The organism is Curvibacter sp. APW13 (genome assembly GCF_032337135.1).
Lineage (GTDB): Bacteria > Pseudomonadota > Gammaproteobacteria > Burkholderiales > Burkholderiaceae_C > Allorhodoferax.
In genome coordinates, this window is sequence record NZ_JAVXZZ010000002.1 from 169,016 (window position 1) to 185,965 (window position 16,950).

The window sequence follows — 16,950 nt, forward strand, 5'->3', positions numbered from 1 at the left end:
TTCATACAGCTTCTTGATTTACAGGTCACTACAATCGCGCCCCATGGCTGAAAAATCCCCCTCCGACTATTCCGAAGGTTCGATCCGTGTGCTCAAGGGCCTGGAGCCCGTCAAGCAGCGCCCGGGCATGTACACCCGCACCGACAACCCCCTGCACATCATTCAGGAAGTGCTGGACAACGCGGCCGACGAGGCCCTGGCCGGATTCGGCAAGAAGATCAAGGTCACCCTGCACACCGACGGCTCCGTCAGCATCGAGGACGACGGCCGTGGCATTCCGTTCGGCATGCACCCCGAGGAAAAGGCGCCGGTCATTGAACTGGTGTTCACCCGCCTGCACGCGGGCGGCAAGTTTGACAAGGGCAAGGGCGGCGCCTATAGCTTCTCGGGCGGTCTGCACGGCGTGGGCGTGAGCGTGACCAATGCCTTGGGCAAGCGCCTGGAAGCCACCAGCTACCGCGAGGGCCAGGTGGCGCGCATCGTGTTCGAAGGCGGTGACGTCACCGAAGCCTTGCAGGTACGCAAGGCGGGTGAGGGTGCCGATGGCGAGAAGGATCGCAAGTCCGGCACCACCGTGCGGGTCTGGCCCGATGCCAAGTATTTCGAATCCGCCAACCTGCCCTTGGGTGAGCTGACCCACCTGCTGCGCAGCAAGGCCGTGCTCATGCCCGGCGTGTCGGTCACGCTGGTGCAGGAGAAGAACAAGGAAAGCCAGACCTGGCAGTACAAGGGCGGCCTGGCCGACTACCTGGCGCAGACGCTCACCGCCGACCCCTTCATCCCCATGTTTGATGGCGAAGGCTATGCCGATGGCAACAACGACAGCTTTGCCGAAGGCGAGGGCGCCAGCTGGTGCGTGGCCTTCACCGAAGACGGCAGCCCCGTGCGCGAAAGCTATGTGAACCTGATCCCCACCGTGGCCGGCGGCACGCACGAAAGCGGCCTGCGCGACGGCCTGTTTCAGGCGGTGAAGAGCTTCATCGAGCTGCATTCGCTGCTGCCGAAGGGCGTGAAGCTCATGCCCGAAGACGTGTTCGTGCGCGCCAGCTATGTGCTGTCCGCCAAGGTGCTGGACCCGCAGTTCCAGGGCCAGACCAAGGAGCGGCTCAATTCGCGCGACGCCGTGCGCCTGGTGAGCAGCTTTGTGCGCCCGGCGCTGGAGCTGTGGCTGAACCAGCATGTGGAGCAGGGCAAGAAGCTGGCCGAACTGGTTATCAAGGCGGCGCAGGCGCGCCAGCGCGCCGGCCAGAAGGTGGAAAAGCGCAAGAGCTCGGGTGTGGCCGTGTTGCCGGGCAAGCTGACCGACTGCGAAAGCCGCGACATTGCCTACAACGAGATGTTCCTCGTGGAGGGCGACTCGGCTGGCGGCAGCGCCAAGATGGGCCGCGACAAGGAAACCCAGGCCATCCTGCCGCTGCGCGGCAAGGTGCTCAACACCTGGGAGGTGGACCGCGACCTGCTGTTCAAGAACACCGAAGTGCACGACATTGCCGTGGCCATTGGCGTGGACCCGCACGGGCCCAATGACACGCCCGATTTGAGCGGCCTGCGCTACGGCAAGGTCTGCATCCTGTCTGACGCCGACGTGGACGGCTCGCACATCCAGGTGCTGCTGCTCACCCTGTTCTTCCGCCACTTCCCCAAGCTCATCGAAGCGGGGCACGTGTACGTGGCGCGCCCGCCGCTGTACCGCGTGGACGTGCCGGCGCGCGGCAAGAAGCCTGCGACCAAGGCCTACGCGCTGGACGACGGCGAACTGCATGCCATCCTCGACAAATGCGCCAAGGAAGGCGTGGCGCGCGAGAAGTGCCAGATCAGCCGCTTCAAGGGCCTGGGCGAGATGAATGCCGAGCAGCTGTGGGACACCACGCTCAACCCCGATACCCGCCGCCTCATGCCGGTGCACCTGGGTTCCATCGACTTCGGTGCCACCGAGAACCTGATGACCAAGCTCATGGGCAAGGGCGAGGCTGCCTCGCGTCGCGAGCTCATGGAACTGCACGGCGATTCGGTTGAGATCGACATCTAGTCGCTATTGTTTCAGTAGCTTCCTACGCAATGAATACGAGGGCTAGGGCCCGAATTGAACCCCAAACATGAGCGATACACCGATCATTGAAGTGCCCACCGCCAGCGGCGGTGCGGACGACGAATTCAACCTGGCGAACTACGCCCAGCGCGCTTACCTGGAGTACGCGCTTTCTGTGGTGAAGGGCCGGGCGCTGCCCGATGTGGTGGACGGCCAAAAGCCCGTGCAGCGGCGCATCCTGTACGCCATGGAGCGCATGGGGCTGGGCTACAGCGGCCCCAACAACAACACGCCGGCCAAGCCGGTCAAGAGCGCCCGCGTGGTGGGCGACGTGCTGGGCCGCTACCACCCGCATGGCGATACCGCCGCCTACGACGCGCTGGTGCGCATGGCGCAGGACTTTTCGCAGCGCTACCCGCTGATCGACGGCCAGGGCAACTTCGGCTCGCGCGACGGCGACGGTGCCGCCGCCATGCGCTACACCGAAGCACGCCTGTCCAAGATCACCTCGCTCTTGCTCGACGAAATCGACCAGGGCACGGTGGACTTCATCCCCAACTACGACGGCTCCACCGAAGAGCCCAAGCAGCTGCCCGCGCGCCTGCCGTTTGCGCTGCTCAACGGTGCCAGCGGCATTGCGGTGGGTTTGGCGACGGAGATCCCCAGCCACAACCTGCGTGAGATTGCCGACGCCTGCGTGGCGCTCATCAAGACGCCCGCATTGGCCGACGAGGAGCTGTTCACACTGGTGCCCGGCCCCGACTACCCCGGCGGCGGCCAGATCATCAGCCCGGCCGGCGACATTGCCGATGCCTACCGCACGGGCCGTGGAAGCCTCAAGGTGCGTGCGCGCTGGAAGATCGAAGACCTGGCGCGTGGCCAGTGGCAGCTGGTGGTGAACGAGCTGCCGCCCGGCGTGAGCAGCCAGCGCGTGCTGGAAGAGATCGAAGAGATTACCAACCCCAAGGTCAAGGCCGGCAAGAAGGCCCTAACGCAAGACCAAACCCAGCTCAAGGCCAGCATGCTGGCCGTGCTGGACTGCGTGCGCGACGAGTCGAGCAAGGACGCGCCGGTGCGCCTGGTGTTCGAACCCAAGAGCAGCCGCGTGGAGCAGCAGGAGCTGATTACCGCGCTCTTAGGCCACACGAGCCTGGAAACTTCGGCGCCCATCAACCTCACTATGGTGGGGCTGGACGGCAAGCCGGTGCAGAAGTCGCTGCGCCAGATGCTCACTGAGTGGATTGCCTTCCGCCAGACCACCATCGAGCGGCGCAGCCGCCACCGCCTGGGCAAGGTGATGGACCGCATCCATATCCTCGAAGGGCGCCAGCTGGTGCTGCTCAACATCGACGAGGTGATTGCCATCATCCGCCAGTCGGATGAGCCCAAGGCCGCGCTGATCGAGCGCTTCCGCCTCAGCGAACGCCAGGCCGAAGACATTCTCGAAATCCGCCTGCGCCAATTGGCGCGGCTGGAAGCCATCAAGATCGAACAGGAGCTGTCGGAGCTTCGTGGCGAGCAGGCCAAGCTGGAAGAAATCCTCGGCAGCCCCGCTGCCTTGCGCCGTGTCATGGTCAAGGAGATCGAGGCCGATGCCAAGACCTTTGCCGACGCCCGCCGCACCCTGATCCAGGCCGAGAAGAAGGTCGTGGCCGAAGTGAAGGTGCTGGACGAGCCGGTGACCGTGGTGGTCAGCGAAAAAGGCTGGGTGCGCGCCCGCACCGGCCACGGGCACGAGGCCGGCAGCTTCGCCTTCAAGGCCGGAGACGGCCTGTACGGCACCTTCGAGTGCCGCACCGTCGACACCCTGCTGGTGTTCGGCAACAACGGGCGCGTGTATTCGGTGGCGGTGTCGCTGCTGCCGGGCGGGCGTGGCGACGGCCAGCCCATCACCACCCTGATCGAGCTGGAGGCCGGCACCCAGATCGCCCACTACTTCGCGGGCCCTGCAGCGGCTACCTTGCTGCTGTCCAGCAGCGCAGGCTACGGCTTCATTGCCAGTGTGGAAAACATGGTGTCGCGCCAGAAAGCCGGCAAGGCCTTCGTGACCTGCAATGCCGGTGAGACCCTGTGCGCGCCCTCGCTGGTAGCGGGAGCCCTGTTCCGCCTGCCGCCCAAGGAGCCGAAGGAAGGCGAAGCACCCATCACCGCCAATTCCACGCCAGGCGCTGCATTGGTACCGCCTGCCACCCATGTGGCCTGCGCCTCCACGCTGGGTCGCATCCTCACGTTCGAGATTGCCGAACTCAAGGCCATGGCCAACGGCGGGCGCGGCCTGATGCTGCTGGACCTGGAAGACAAGGACACCCTGGCTGGCGCCGCTGCATACACCCGCTCCATCCGCATCGAAGGCTTGGGTCGCGGTGGCAAGGAGCGCGAGGAAACGCTGGAAATCCGCAGCCTCAACAACGCCCGTGCCGTGCGCGGCCGCAAGGGCAAGGTGGCCGATCTGGGATTCAAGCCCCAACGTATTACCCGCGTCGAATAAGCACCATGACCACTCCACCCAACGACACGACCCTCAAGCTGAAATTGCCCGAGGGGGCGGTATTCGAAGACCTGAAACTGCGCCGCTGCGCGCAGGATGCCATCGACCTCGACATGGACCTGGTGGAGCGCATCTGCAAGCTCAACGGCTGGGACTTTGCCAAGGTGCAGGAAAACCCCGGTCCGGTGGTCAGCACCATCCTGAGCGTCTGGTACAAGCAGCACATTGCCGAGGGCGGCTCGCCCGACATGCTGATGGAAGCGCTCAAGCAGGCGCCGGTTCGGCATTGATGTTGCTACGTAATTTATAGCTGCTTGCGCAGTATTCACGAGGGCCAGGGCCCAAAACACAGAAAGAAATGACATGAGCGCCTTGCCTCCATGCCCCCAGTGCAAATCCGCGTACACCTACGAAGACGGCACCATGCTGGTCTGCCCCGAGTGCGGCCATGAATGGAGCCGCGACGCGGCGCCCGAGCTTGACGCAGCGCGGGTGTGGAAGGACGCCAATGGCAACGTGCTGCAGGATGGTGACACCGTGGTGCTTGTCAAGGACCTCAAGGTCAAGGGCTCGTCCAGCGCCATCAAGGTCGGCACCAAGGTCAAGAACATCCGCCTCATCGACGGCGACCACGACATCGACTGCAAGATTGACGGCTTTGGCGCCATGCAGCTCAAGACCGAGTTCGTGAAGAAGGTGTAGTTGCTTCTAACGCGTTGCAAGCAGCGCCGCAGCGGCCTGCACGCGCAAGCCCAGCGGGGCGGAGGCGTCCTGCATCACCGCCTGCAGAAATGCGGCGGGTGTATCGGTCGGGTAGCCCTCGCGCGAAGGCTGGGGCGCGGCGAAGTGTGGTGCTGCGGGCGACGCGCCTGGTGTGGGTGCCAGAGGCACCGGCTGCAAAAGCTGCCAGGACTTGGCAAAGTCCTGCGGCTTCATGCCTTCCAATCGACCCAGCAAATGGGCCTGGGCTTCCAGCCCTGGGTCGCGGTCGAGCCAGGGCTCGTCTGCAAACACGGCGGCCAGGTCGGGCGCAATGAAGGCGGACCACTGGCCACTGCGCGGGTGCAATGTGGGTGGCAGCGGAGGTGCCGGGTCGTCGTCTGCGGTAGCCTTGCCAGGCCAGCAATGCAGGCGCGCCGGTGGCACCGCACCCAGATACCTGCGGCAGAGTGCCTGCAACCAGTCGGTCACCTCAGCGGCGGGCAGCGGCTGTTGCCAGGCGAACCACAGCTGGTAGCCGTCGGCACCGTTGATGGCGATGGCCGGGGCCGGCAGGTCCAAGTCGGTCTGCACGCCACGCCATACCGCGCCGAGCAGGCTCCAGTCGGCCGGACGGGCAAGCTCCAGCACGGCACAACGCACATGGCCGTCCGCCCCGAGCAGCGGCGAGCGCGTGGCGTCATGCAGCAGCGCGTGCTGCGGGTCGGCGAAATACAGGCGTACGAGTTCGGTATGCAGGGGGTTCATGGTCCAGCTCACGGTGTGACCTGCCATTGTCCGACGGATTGGGCGGGGCGTCTCAGGCCAGAGACAGCGCCCGCAAGGTCTGGCTACCCCTCCAGCGGGCACCTGCAGCCAATACCACCGGTCGCAACTGCGCCGCTTCCACACATACGAAATGGCGGTACCCGTCGGGCGGCAGGTCACCCAGGCCATGGCCAGCACCCGGATTCCACACGACCGCATCCGCAAATCCCTCCTGGGCGATGCGCAAGGTGTGCTGTGGCGTCACCAATTGCATGGGCTGGGTCTGGTCGAATTGCAAGTGGTCGATCGGCTCCGCGAAGTGCTGGGCCTGTCCGTCTGTCCGCAAACCGTGCAACAGCGTGCTCGCCGCATCGGCGGTGGCCAGGTAGGTGTGCAGTGCGGCACAGAAGGGCAGTGGGCTGGTGCCGGTGTTTTTCACGTCGAGTTCCAGCTGCAGCGCTTGGTCCAGCAGTTGCACATGCAGTTGCACGCGACAGTCATGCGGCCACTCTGCATGGTCTGCTTGCGTGTGGTGCCAGACCAGCGTGATGCGGTCGTTTTGGCGGCCGTCGCTGGGCTCCAGTTGCCAGTGCTTCGTGCGTACGAAGCCGTGGCGCTGCAAGGGGCCCTGGGCGGCAAACTGCGGAAACACCACCGGAATGCCACCGCGTACGGCGGCGCTGCCGTCGAGGCGGCTCTGTGGGCTCAGGTACAGCAGCTCGCGGCCGTGGGCGTCGCACCAGGAAACCACCTGGCCGCCGTACAGCAATGCCGTGCAGTGGGCACCGTCGCGTCCGTGCAGGCGCACGGACGCAGCGCCTTGCAGGGTGCAGTGTTCGATGGGGGAATGTGCCATGCCGCGATCTTAGGCCGCCGCCGTGTCTATCGTGGCCGAAGCTTGGTGGAGAAAGTCAGCGCGTGGCGGTGACCTTGGAGAGGTGGCGAGGCCGGTCAGGGTCCAGACCCCGGGCCCGGGCCACGGCTTCGGCCAGCAGGTAGAAACTCTGGATCGCGGTGATCGCGTCCAGGTCCTCGTGGTCGGTGGTACTCAGGGTGAGGTCGCGCTCGGCCACATCGTCGGGTGCGGCCAGCAGTACCTGGGCACCCCGGGTGCGCATTTCGGCGGCCAGTGCCACCAGGCTGGCTTGTGCAGGACCGCGCAGCGCGAACACCAGCATCGGGTAGCGCTCATCCACCAGGGCCATGGGGCCGTGCTTGACTTCGGCGCCGCTGAAGGCCTCGGCCTGGATGGTGCAGGTTTCCTTAAACTTCAGCGCCGCTTCCTGCGCCAGCGCCAGGCCAGGGCCGCGGCCAATGACCATCAGCCGCTCGGCAGGGCGCAGTAGGGGCACGGCCGCGCTCCAGTCCTGGGTGCAGGCCGCACGCAGGGCGTCGGGCAGCGTGGTCAGGGCCTGCAGCAAGTCGCGCTGTTGGCCCCAGTGGGCGGCCAGGCGCGCCCCGGCCACCAGCGCGCAGATGAAGCTCTTGGTGGCGGCGACGCTCTTCTCCGGGCCCGCCCACAGTGGCAGGGTCCAGTCCACGGCGTCCGCCAAGGGTGATTGCGCGTCGTTCACCAGCGCCACGGTCGTGGCCTGGGCGTTGCGAAACTCGCGCATCGACTCCACCAGGTCCGGGCTGCGGCCTGACTGGGAAATGGACACCGCCAGCAGCCGCGCCTGGGCCATGGGCGCACGGTACAGCGTCAGCAGCGACATCGGCAACGAGGTCACCAACTGCCCGGTGCGCGACATCACCAGGTAGGCGAAGTAGGCCGCTGCATGGTCAGAGCTGCCTCGCGCAATCGTCACGGTGCCTTGCGGGGCATGGGAGCGCAGGGCAGCACCCAGAGCGGCATAGCGTTCTTCGTCGTGGGCGAGCTGCTGCGCCACACAGTGCGCAGCAGCTCGCGCTTCTTCCAGCATCAAGGTAGACAAATCGGAATCCTTTGGATAGTCAGGGGGTGAAACACAGGGCCAGGCCACCGTCCATGGCATCGCCTGCGGGCGTGACCACCCGGGCGGCCAGCGGGGCCGGCAGACGCGACGCCAAACGCTGCGCGATGCTTCCGCCCAGGGCCAAGGGGAGGGCCTGGTCCGGATCGAGCGCATGGGCCAGTTGTTGCAGGCTGAGTACTGCCTCTTGCAGCAGCGCGTGCGCCAGTGGGTCGTCGCCTTCGTGTTCGAACACCAGCGGCGCCAGGCTGGCGTACGCGTGTTGGTTGGCCTGGGTACACCAAGCCAGCAAGGCGTCAGGGGTGGCGCCGAGGCGGGCGAAGAGGGCGCGGGTGAGGGGGCTGTGGGGGCTGCGTCCATCCACGGCCCATTGGGTGCGGGCCATGGCGCGCAACCCCAACCACGCACCACTGCCCTCGTCGCCGCTGGGAAAGCCCCAGCCGCCCACGGTACGGTGGTGGCCCCGCGCATCGCAAGCCACGCCAATGGACCCAGTGCCCAGAATCACCAAGGCACCGGGGCGCCCACCGTGGGCCCCGACCAGGGCGGTGGTGGCGTCCGACTCCACCACCAGACGGGCATAGCCGGGGTCGGCTTCCAGAAACTGGGTGCGCCACGGTGCCACATTGGCCCCGGCCAAGCCGATGCCGAGCGCGGTGTTTTCGGGCGTTGGGGGCTGCCAGCCGGGCTGCAGACGCCCCTGGGTGGCCTGCACGATGGCTTGCCCGATGTGCAGCCAGGCCTGGGCCACGCCCTGCACTAGCCCGGAAGCGCCGGCACGCCCTTCACCCACCGTTTCGCCGCTGCGGTGCAGGACGCGGGCGCGGGTGCTGGTGCCGCCGCCATCGACCCCTACGGCGTAGTGCACGCGGGGTGGCAGCGCAGCGAAGTTGAAGCGGAGGTTCATCGTGCGTGGGCGCTGCGCATGTTGCCGGGGTTCAGGCGTCGGCAGGCCTGTCCGTCGGCCTTGAACAGGTACAGCGCCGACGGTGCCGCGCGCACGATCACCGAGTCGCCCAGATGCACTTCGGCATTGCCGTCGCCACGCACGATCAGCTCCTGCCCGTCGTCCATCTTGAGGTACAGCAGGTTCGACTCGCCCAGGTGCTCCACTAGCGTGATCTCGGCGTCCAGCGCGGTGTCGTCGGCACCCGGTGCAACCCCGGCAGCCAGCACTTCGCAGTGTTCTGGGCGCAGTCCGATCTCCACCGTTTCACCGGGCTGCAGGGTGCTGGAGTCCACCGTGGCGAGCACGGTACTGCCATTGCCCAGAAGAAGTCGGGCGCCGCCATCCAGTACGTCCACCACACGGGCGGGCAGCAGGTTGATGGTGGGCGAGCCGATGAAGGTGGCGACGAAGCGGTTGGCCGGTTGCTGGTACAGCGTGAGCGGTGTGCCAGCCTGCTGCACATGGCCTTCATTGAGCACCACGATCTTGTCGCCCAGGGTCATGGCCTCCACCTGGTCGTGGGTCACATAGACCATGGTCGCGCCCAGTTCGCGGTGCAGGCGGGCCAGCTCGATGCGGGTCTTGGCGCGAAGCGCAGCGTCCAGGTTGGACAGGGGCTCGTCGAACAGGAACAGGCGCGGCTCGCGCACGATGGCGCGGCCGATAGCCACGCGTTGGCGTTGCCCGCCCGAGAGTTCGCGTGGCAGCCGCTCCAGCAGGTGGTCGATGTGCAGCGCTTTGGCAGCGTCGCGCACACGCTTGTCGATATCGGCCTTGCTGGCACCGTAGATGTTCAATCCAAAGGCCATGTTGCGGTACACCGTCATGTGCGGGTAGAGGGCGTAGCTCTGGAACACCATGGCGATGCCGCGTTCGGCCGGCGGCAGGTCATTGACCAGGTCGTTGCCAATGTGCAGCTCGCCACTGCTGATGTCTTCGAGCCCGCACAGTACGCGTAAGAGCGTGGACTTGCCGCAGCCGCTGGGGCCGACCAGCACGACCAGTTCGCCGTGCTCGATGTCGAGGTTGATGTTGTGCAATACCGGCGGGTTGTTGCCGTAGCGCTTGCTGATGTTCTGGAGGGAAACGCTTGCCATGGGAGGGGCCTTACTTGACGGCGCCCGCGGTGATGCCGCGGATCAGTTGACGGGAGAACAGGGCGTAGAGGGTGACCACCGGCACGATGGCCAGCGAGAGCGAGGCCAGCACGGCATTCCAGTCGGTGGCGTACTGCCCCACGAACTGCTGGATGCCCAGCGTGATGGTCTGGGTCTTTTCCGACGGGGCCAGGATCAGCGGGAACCACAGGTCGTTCCAGATCGGCACCATGGTGAACACCGCCACGGTGGCGATGGCCGGGCGGATCAGCGGCACGATCACCTGGAAGAAGATGCGGAACTCGTCCACGCCATCGCAGCGCGCTGCGTCCTTGAGTTCACCGGGCACCTGCCCCATGAATTCGGACAGGATCATGATGGCCAGCGGTAGCCCCTGGGCCACGTACACCAGCACCAGGGCCGTGAGCGTGTTGACCAGGTTGAGCTCCACCATGAGTTGCAGGATGGAGACCGTGCCCAGGCGGATCGGCACCATGATGCCGAAGGCAAAGAAGAACTTGAGCCAGCGGTTGCCGCGAAAGCGGTATTCCGACAGGCCCCAGGCCGCCATGGCCCCGAACAACAGGATGAAGAACAGCGAGGCCACCGTGACGATGAAGCTGTTGCCGAAGTACAGCAGCACATCGGAGCGGCCCAGCACCTTGGTGTAGCCAATCAGCGAGAAGGTCTCCGGAGTGGGCCAGGCCAGCGGGTCGTTGAAGATGGCGTCACGGCTCTTGAACGAGTTCATGAACACCAGCAGGATTGGCAGGAGCGCCAGCAGCAGGTAGGCGATGAGCGTGGCATGCACGAAGACGCGGCTGGGTGCCAGCGGCAGGGGATGGGAGGAGGATGGGTTTGCCATTTCGGACCTCACATGGCAAAGCGCTGCAGCCGGCGCTGCACCGCAAGAAAGTACACGGCCACACCCGCCAGGATGACCAGGAACATGAGCGTGGCCACGGCGGCCCCCATGGTCGGGCTGGCCACCTGCGACTGGTAGCCGAAGAAGGTGCGGTAGAACAGCGTGCCCAGGATGTCGGTGCTGTAGTTCGGGCCGGCCACCGCGCCCTTGACGGTGTAGATCAGGTCAAAGGCGTTGAAGTTGGCCACGAAGGTGAGGATGGTCACCAGGCCCAGCGTGGGCAGGATCAGTGGCAGGCGGATCTGCCAGAAGATGCGCCAGGGCGAAGCGCCCTCGACCACCGCCGCTTCGATGATGTCCTCAGGGATGGCGATCAGCGCGGCGTAGATCAGCATCATGGGTACGCCGATGTACTGCCACACCGACATCAGCGAGACGGTGACCAGCGCGCTGCTTTCCAGGCCCAGCCACGGGGCGAACCAGTCGCCCAGCCCCACCAAGGTGAGCAGCCGCTCGGACACGCCCCACAAGGGCGACAGGATGAGCTGCCAGACAAAGCCGATGATCACCACCGACAGGAGCGTAGGCAGGAAGAACACGGTGCGGTAGGTGGCGGCAAAGCGTACGTTGCGCAGCGACAGCAACGCCGCCAGCAGCAGGCCCACCGGGTTCTGCACCGCCATGTGGATGCCGAAGAACTTCACGTTGTTCGACATCGCATTCCAGAAGCTTGCCGACCACTGCGGGTCGCTCAGGATGGTGTGGTAGTTCGCCAGGCCCGCAAAGCTGCGCACACCGGTGTCGTCGGCGGTGTACAGCCCCAGGCGCAGGGTGTCGATCAGCGGCAGGGCGCTGAACGTGGCATAGATCAGCAGCGCAGGGGCGATGAACACCAGCACGCGCCAGGAAAAGCCGAGTTTCATGGAAGACCTTCAGGGGTCGGGGAGTCGAAGGAAGACCCGCGGTGCCGGTGTGCGGCACCGCGGCAGCCCGCGGCCAGGGCGGCGCGCGGGCAGTTCAGGCCGGCCTGCGGTTTACTTGGCTGGCGTGTACCACTTGGCAAATCCGTTCTGGATCTGCGCAGCGGCGTCCTTGGGAGCCATCTTCTGGTTGAGCACCTGCGAGCTCACGTTCCAGAGTTCGTTCTCCATGCTGGGGGTGCCACGGCTCATGATCTGGGCATTGAGGCGGATGGTGCTCTTGCACTGCTTGCGCCAGCCGATCATTTCCTTGGCTACCGGGTTCTTCACGTCGATGGTGTGGTTGGACAGCGAGAAGAAGCCGGTGACCTTGTTGGTGTACAGGTCGGCGAATTCCTTGCTGGCGAGCCAGTTCAGGAACACCTGGGCGTCGGCCTTGTTCTTGCTCTTGCTGTTGATGCCCATCGCAATGTCGGTGTGGTCCGAGATGTAGCAGGTGTCGCCCGCCTTCTGCACCGGCGGCTTGAAGGCGCCGAACTCGATCTTGCTGTTGCCTTCGAAGTAGGAAATGTCCCAGGAACCCGCGGGGTAGATGGCGGCGCGGCCGCTGCCGAACAGGTTCTGCGAGTCGCCATAGGTCTGGGCCTGGTAACCCTTGGGCAGGTAGGCGGACCACTTGGCCATGGCTTCGAACGGGGCCACGAACTCGGCGTCGGTGAACTTCTTCTTGCCGGCGATGATGGCCTTGCGACCCTCTTCACCCTTCCAGTAGTTCGGGCCGATGCCGGTGTAGACGATCTGGTTGGTTTCCCACTGGTCGGCGGTACCCAGGGCCAGCGGAGCCACCTTGCCAGCTGCCTTGATCTTGTCCAGCACCGAGAAGAACTCGGCTTCGGTGTTGGGCACGCTCAGGCCCAGTTCGGCAAACACCTTCTTGTTGTAGAAGAAGCCGTGGATCACGGAGGCCATGGGCACGCAGTAGGTGTCCTTGCCATCGTCGGTCTGCCAGGCTACCTGGGCCGACTCGGGGAAGTTCTTCAGGGCCGGGTTGCCGTTGAGCTTTTCCAGGTGCCCCTTCTTGTACAGGTCCAGCGCCACGTCGAAGGGGCGGCAGGTCACCAGGTCACCGGCGGTGCCCGCGGTCAGGCGCGCATTCAGGGCCGAGTTGTATTCGGGGGGGGCGGTTGGCGCGAACTTCACGGTGATGCCGGGGTGGGCCTTGGCGAAGGCAGGCAGCAGCACCTCTTCCCACAGGCCTTTGTCGTCGACACGCCAGCTTTCGATGGTGAGGGTACCGGCCTGGGCCAGGCCGGCGCAGGCCAGCGCGGCGGCAATGGCGGCGAGGCGAAGGGGTTGGGACATGTTATCTCCTGGTCATTGGTTGATGAAACTGCTGGCTGCGGCAGGCTGCGTTGGCCATTCAGCGGGGCGGAGGTTATGCTGTGACCCCTGTAATTTCAAACTTCTGCTGCGAGGCGGTGTTGCATGGCTAAGTGCTTGAATTTGTTGGGTTTTTCCAATTTTTTGTGATGTCCGCTTCTTACGTTTCCTTACCCAGAATGCGGCCCCGCTGGGGGCTTGTGGGGAGGTGGTGGGCTGAGGTCATACACAACATTACAAATCGACAGGAAATGAAAGGTTTGCACCGTATCGCCGCACGCTGCTGCGCCTTGCTGCTGGGCTTGGTGGCCGCGCAGGGCGCACTCGCCCAGGCCACCGCCGTGCCGCTGGATGTGCTGCACTGGTGGACCTCGGCCAGCGAGCGCAAGGCGGCCGACCAGCTCGCCAGCCACCTGGCCCAGGCTGGCGTGCAGTGGAAAGACGCTGCTATCCCAGGCGGTGGTGGCATGGCTGCGGTGAAGGTGCTCAAGAGCCGCGTGCTCATGGGCGACCCGCCCGACGTGGCGCAGCTCATCGGCACCACGCTCACTGATTGGGCCGACGTGGGCCTGGTGCTGCCGCTCAACGCCGTGGCCCAGCGCCAGCGCTGGTCGCAGCAGCTGTTTCCCACCGTGCTCGAACTGGTCACCTACAAGGGCGACGTGGTGGCTGCGCCTCTGGGCGTCCACCGCATCAACACCTTGCTGTACAACCGCAAGCTGTTTGCCCGTTGGGGGCTGGTGCCGCCGCGCAGCTGGGCCGAATTCGAACTCGTGGCGCGCCAGTTGCAGGCCAAGGGCGTTCGCGCGCTGGCCTGGAGCGACGAGGCCTGGCAGATCGCCACCGTGTTCGAAACCCTGCTGCTGGGCGATGCCGGTGCGCCGCTGTACCGCGAACTCATGGTGCAGCGCAAGGGCAGTGCCTGGCTGGACCCGCGGGTGGAGCGCGCGCTGCAGCGCCTGCGCTGGCTGCGTGCCCTGGCCACCGAGGCGCCGGTGGAACGCGTCTGGGCCGACAGTGCCCGTGAACTGCTGGCCGAAGGCGCAGGCATGATGATCATGGGCGACTGGGCCAAGGGCGAGCTCATGGCCTGGGGTGCCAGCCCGGTGCGCGACTTTGGCTGCGTGGTGGTGCCTGGCACCGAACACACCCATCTCTACAGCGTGGACACCCTGGCCATGCTGGTGAGTCCGCGTGCGCGGGAAGCGGTGCAGGAAAAGATGGCCGAGGTCGTGACCGCATTGCCGGCGCAGCTGGCCTACAACCGCCTCAAGGGTTCGGTGCCGGTGCGCCACGACGTGGACCCGAGCAGCCTGGACCCGTGTGCCCGCGATTCCTGGGAGACCTTTGCCCGCAGCCGCAGCGCCCGCGTACCCAGCCTGGCCCACCGCATGGCGGCCGACGAAGCCATCAAGGACGCCGTGGCCCAGGTGCTGTGGCGCTACCTGACCGATGCCCGCATGGAACCGGGCGAAGCCCAACGCCGCCTGGCCGCCGTGATCCGCGCCCCCGGGGCCGAACGCTGAATCCAACTGCACGCCATGAACCGCACGCCATGAACCGCACCATTCTCGTGGTCGATGACGACCAGAAAACCCGCAACCTGCTCAAGACCTACCTCGAAAAGCACCAGTACGACGTGCGCGTGGCACACGACGGCGCAAGCTTCCACGCCGAGTTCGAGCGCTTCCAGGCTGAGCTCAGCCTGGTCATCCTGGACGTGATGCTGCCCGACACCGACGGCTTCACGCTGTGCCGCAGTGTGCGCAGCCAGTCCACCGTGCCCATCATCATGCTCACGGCCAGTGCCGACGATACCGACCGCATCGTGGGCCTGGAACTGGGCGCTGACGACTACATTGCCAAGCCCTACAACCCGCGCGAACTGCTGGCGCGCATCAAGGCCATCCACCGGCGCATGCAGCTGGCGGCACCCGGCGCAAGCATCCGTTTCCTGAAATTCGCGGGTTTCAGCATGGACCTGGTCGAACGGGTGTTGCTTGACGCCCAGGGCCAGCCTGTGGTGCTGACCAGCATGGACTTCAACCTGCTGCGCTTTATGGTGGAGCACGCCGGTGAAACGCTGGACCGCGCCCGCCTCATGGAGCAGACGCGCGGGCGCGACCTGGGACCGCTGGACCGGTCCCTGGACGTGCAGGTGAGTCGCCTGCGCCAGCGCCTGGGCGACGATGGCAAGCAGCCGGTGCTGATCAAGACCGTGCGCGGTAGCGGCTACGTGTTCTCGGCCGAAGTCAGTGCCCATGCCGAGGCCTGAACGCCGCAGCCTGCTGCGCCGCGTGCTGCCCGACAGCCTGCTTGGGCGCATCGTGGTGGTCATGGCGCTGGGGGTGGTGAGCGCCCAGCTGGTGGGCACCCTGCTGTGGGCGCGCCAGCTGCGCGAAAGTGCGCGCACCGAGGCACTGGCAGCGGCGCAGGCCATTGCGCTCAATGCGGCCGGCTCCATCCGCTTCTTCCGCGACCTGCCGCCGCAGTTTCGTCCGCTGCTGATCGAGCAGCTGCGCACCATGGGCGGCACGCGCTTCTTCATCAACGTCAACCGGGCCCAGGTTCCCGTGGAGCCGGTGCGCGACAACGCACTGGTGGACGCCGTGGTGGACGTGGTGCGCAGCGACCTGACGCGCCATCTTGCCGTGCCCCAGGCCCCGGCGGTGGCCTTTGCCTGGCCGCAGGAGCTGCAGGTGTCGGACGACGGGCGCAAGGTGCACGAGCTGCCCGACGCCTGGGTCGAGGCCACGCTGCTGCTGCGTCCGCGCCCGGCGCCGGTGCTGGTGATCCAGGCCGAGTTCGAACCCGGGCGCTGGCTCTACCTGGCCGCGACCATGCCCGATCCGTACTTCCTGGACAACGCCAACCCGCTCACCGGCGACCGTGTGGTGATGCAGCTGGTCACGCTGGTCACGGTGCTGGTGCTCAGCGTGCTGCTGGTGCGTGGGCTCATCCGACCGCTCAACCGCATTGCCTCGGCGGCCAATGCCTTTGGCAGCGACAGCGCGCCCGAGCGTGTGCCTGAGACCGGCACCGCCGAGCTGCGCCGCACCGCCCGTGCCTTCAACGACATGCAGGCCCGCATCCAGGGCTACCTGGTGGACCGCGAACGCCTGTTCATGGGCATCTCGCACGGGCTCAAGACCCCCATCATGCGCCTGAAGCTACGCACCGAGCTGCTGGACGACGAGACCCTGCGCGCTGAGTTCCACGAAGACCTGGACGATCTGGACGTGATGGTCAAGGCCGCGCTGCAGAGCGTGAAGGACAGCGACATCCACGAGAACCTCACCCCGGTGCGGCTCGATACCCTGCTGGACCGGCTGGCACGCCGCCCCATCTACCCCAGCGCGAGCATTGCCTGCGAGACCGAGCCTCTGAGCGTGCTGGGCAAACCCCTGGCGCTGGAGCGCGCCCTGAGCAACCTGCTCGACAACGCCGTGCTGTACGGCGAGCGCGTGCAGGTGCGCCTGTCGCGCCAGGGCACGCGCGCGATGGTGGAAGTGCGCGACTTCGGCCCCGGCATTGCCCAAGCCAGCATGTCGGCGGCGTTCGAGCCGCACGTACGCCTGGCGCATGGGCAGCAGAAGAACCGCACTGGCACCGGCCTGGGGCTGGGCATTGCGCGCAACATCATCCAGGCCCATGGCGGCGAGATCCGCCTGCACAACCATGCCGAAGGGGGGCTGGTGGTAACAGTGCTGCTGGCCGCCTTGCCCGAGCCGCTGGCCTGATTCCGGCGACCGTTCGGCCCGGCGCCGGGTTCCAAAATGAGCCTTGGCCCTTGTGGAATATGC

The 16,950-nt window shown here is 66.0% G+C and carries 15 protein-coding genes; 7 read left to right on the top strand and 8 right to left on the bottom strand.

Translation table 11 applies throughout. The features are described from left to right. Nucleotides 1-43 precede the first annotated feature (43 nt). The 4 genes from RQP54_RS09135 to RQP54_RS09150 all read left to right on the top strand — a co-directional run bounded on the left by RQP54_RS09135 (nt 44) and on the right by RQP54_RS09150 (nt 5,219). Nucleotides 44-2,029, top strand: a complete 1,986-nt coding sequence (locus tag RQP54_RS09135; RefSeq protein WP_315677938.1) for a DNA topoisomerase IV subunit B — start codon at nt 44-46, stop codon at nt 2,027-2,029. Between the two features lie 67 nt (nt 2,030-2,096). Further along, on the top strand, nt 2,097-4,517 hold the full coding sequence (gene parC, locus RQP54_RS09140) for a DNA topoisomerase IV subunit A (RefSeq protein ID WP_315677939.1): 2,421 nt from the start codon (nt 2,097-2,099) through the stop codon (nt 4,515-4,517). 5 nt (nt 4,518-4,522) lie between these two features. After that, entirely contained in the window at nt 4,523-4,807 is a 285-nt protein-coding gene (locus tag RQP54_RS09145) for a hypothetical protein (protein ID WP_315677940.1), read from the top strand. Between the two features lie 73 nt (nt 4,808-4,880). Then, nucleotides 4,881-5,219: a zinc ribbon domain-containing protein YjdM gene (locus RQP54_RS09150; RefSeq protein ID WP_315677941.1), complete on the top strand. Its 339-nt coding sequence runs from the start codon at nt 4,881-4,883 to the stop codon at nt 5,217-5,219. A 6-nt stretch (nt 5,220-5,225) separates the two neighbouring features. On the opposite strand, the gene RQP54_RS09155 is transcribed toward RQP54_RS09150, so the two are convergent. The 8 genes from RQP54_RS09155 to RQP54_RS09190 all read right to left on the bottom strand — a co-directional run bounded on the left by RQP54_RS09155 (nt 5,226) and on the right by RQP54_RS09190 (nt 13,129). Beyond that, a complete protein-coding gene (locus tag RQP54_RS09155; RefSeq protein WP_315677942.1) occupies nt 5,226-5,984 on the bottom strand; it encodes a hypothetical protein in 759 nt (252 codons plus the stop codon). Between the two features lie 52 nt (nt 5,985-6,036). Further along, nucleotides 6,037-6,840 (bottom strand): D-hexose-6-phosphate mutarotase, encoded by an 804-nt coding sequence (locus tag RQP54_RS09160; RefSeq protein ID WP_315677943.1) that lies wholly within the window; start codon nt 6,838-6,840, stop codon nt 6,037-6,039. Nucleotides 6,841-6,895: 55 nt separating this feature from the next. Then, nucleotides 6,896-7,918 carry an SIS domain-containing protein gene (locus tag RQP54_RS09165; RefSeq protein ID WP_315677944.1) on the bottom strand — a complete coding sequence of 341 codons (1,023 nt, stop codon included), beginning with the start codon at nt 7,916-7,918 and terminating at the stop codon, nt 6,896-6,898. A 19-nt stretch (nt 7,919-7,937) separates the two neighbouring features. Beyond that, nucleotides 7,938-8,843 carry a BadF/BadG/BcrA/BcrD ATPase family protein gene (locus RQP54_RS09170; protein WP_315677945.1) on the bottom strand — a complete coding sequence of 302 codons (906 nt, stop codon included), beginning with the start codon at nt 8,841-8,843 and terminating at the stop codon, nt 7,938-7,940. Next, on the bottom strand, nt 8,840-9,982 hold the full coding sequence (locus tag RQP54_RS09175) for a sn-glycerol-3-phosphate ABC transporter ATP-binding protein UgpC (protein WP_315677946.1): 1,143 nt from the start codon (nt 9,980-9,982) through the stop codon (nt 8,840-8,842). The genes RQP54_RS09170 and RQP54_RS09175 overlap by 4 nt, the downstream gene beginning before the upstream one ends. A gap of 10 nt (nt 9,983-9,992) precedes the next feature. Next, on the bottom strand, nt 9,993-10,847 hold the full coding sequence (locus RQP54_RS09180) for a carbohydrate ABC transporter permease (RefSeq protein ID WP_315677947.1): 855 nt from the start codon (nt 10,845-10,847) through the stop codon (nt 9,993-9,995). 8 nt (nt 10,848-10,855) lie between these two features. Beyond that, entirely contained in the window at nt 10,856-11,770 is a 915-nt protein-coding gene (locus RQP54_RS09185; RefSeq protein ID WP_315677948.1) for a sugar ABC transporter permease, read from the bottom strand. A 111-nt stretch (nt 11,771-11,881) separates the two neighbouring features. Beyond that, on the bottom strand, nt 11,882-13,129 hold the full coding sequence (locus RQP54_RS09190; RefSeq protein WP_315677949.1) for an ABC transporter substrate-binding protein: 1,248 nt from the start codon (nt 13,127-13,129) through the stop codon (nt 11,882-11,884). Nucleotides 13,130-13,398: 269 nt separating this feature from the next. On the opposite strand from RQP54_RS09190, the gene RQP54_RS09195 reads away from it, so the two are divergent. Genes RQP54_RS09195 through RQP54_RS09205 form a run of 3 tightly spaced genes read left to right on the top strand, consistent with a single transcriptional unit; the run spans nt 13,399 to nt 16,887 of the window. Then, nucleotides 13,399-14,673: an ABC transporter substrate-binding protein gene (locus tag RQP54_RS09195; RefSeq protein ID WP_315677951.1), complete on the top strand. Its 1,275-nt coding sequence runs from the start codon at nt 13,399-13,401 to the stop codon at nt 14,671-14,673. 29 nt (nt 14,674-14,702) lie between these two features. Further along, the gene (locus RQP54_RS09200; RefSeq protein ID WP_315677952.1) at nt 14,703-15,422 is read left to right on the top strand and encodes a response regulator; all 720 of its coding nucleotides are present in this window, start codon (nt 14,703-14,705) and stop codon (nt 15,420-15,422) included. Continuing rightward, nucleotides 15,409-16,887 (top strand): ATP-binding protein, encoded by a 1,479-nt coding sequence (locus tag RQP54_RS09205; RefSeq protein ID WP_315677953.1) that lies wholly within the window; start codon nt 15,409-15,411, stop codon nt 16,885-16,887. Before RQP54_RS09200 ends, RQP54_RS09205 begins: the two co-directional genes overlap by 14 nt. Nucleotides 16,888-16,950: the final 63 nt, after the last annotated feature.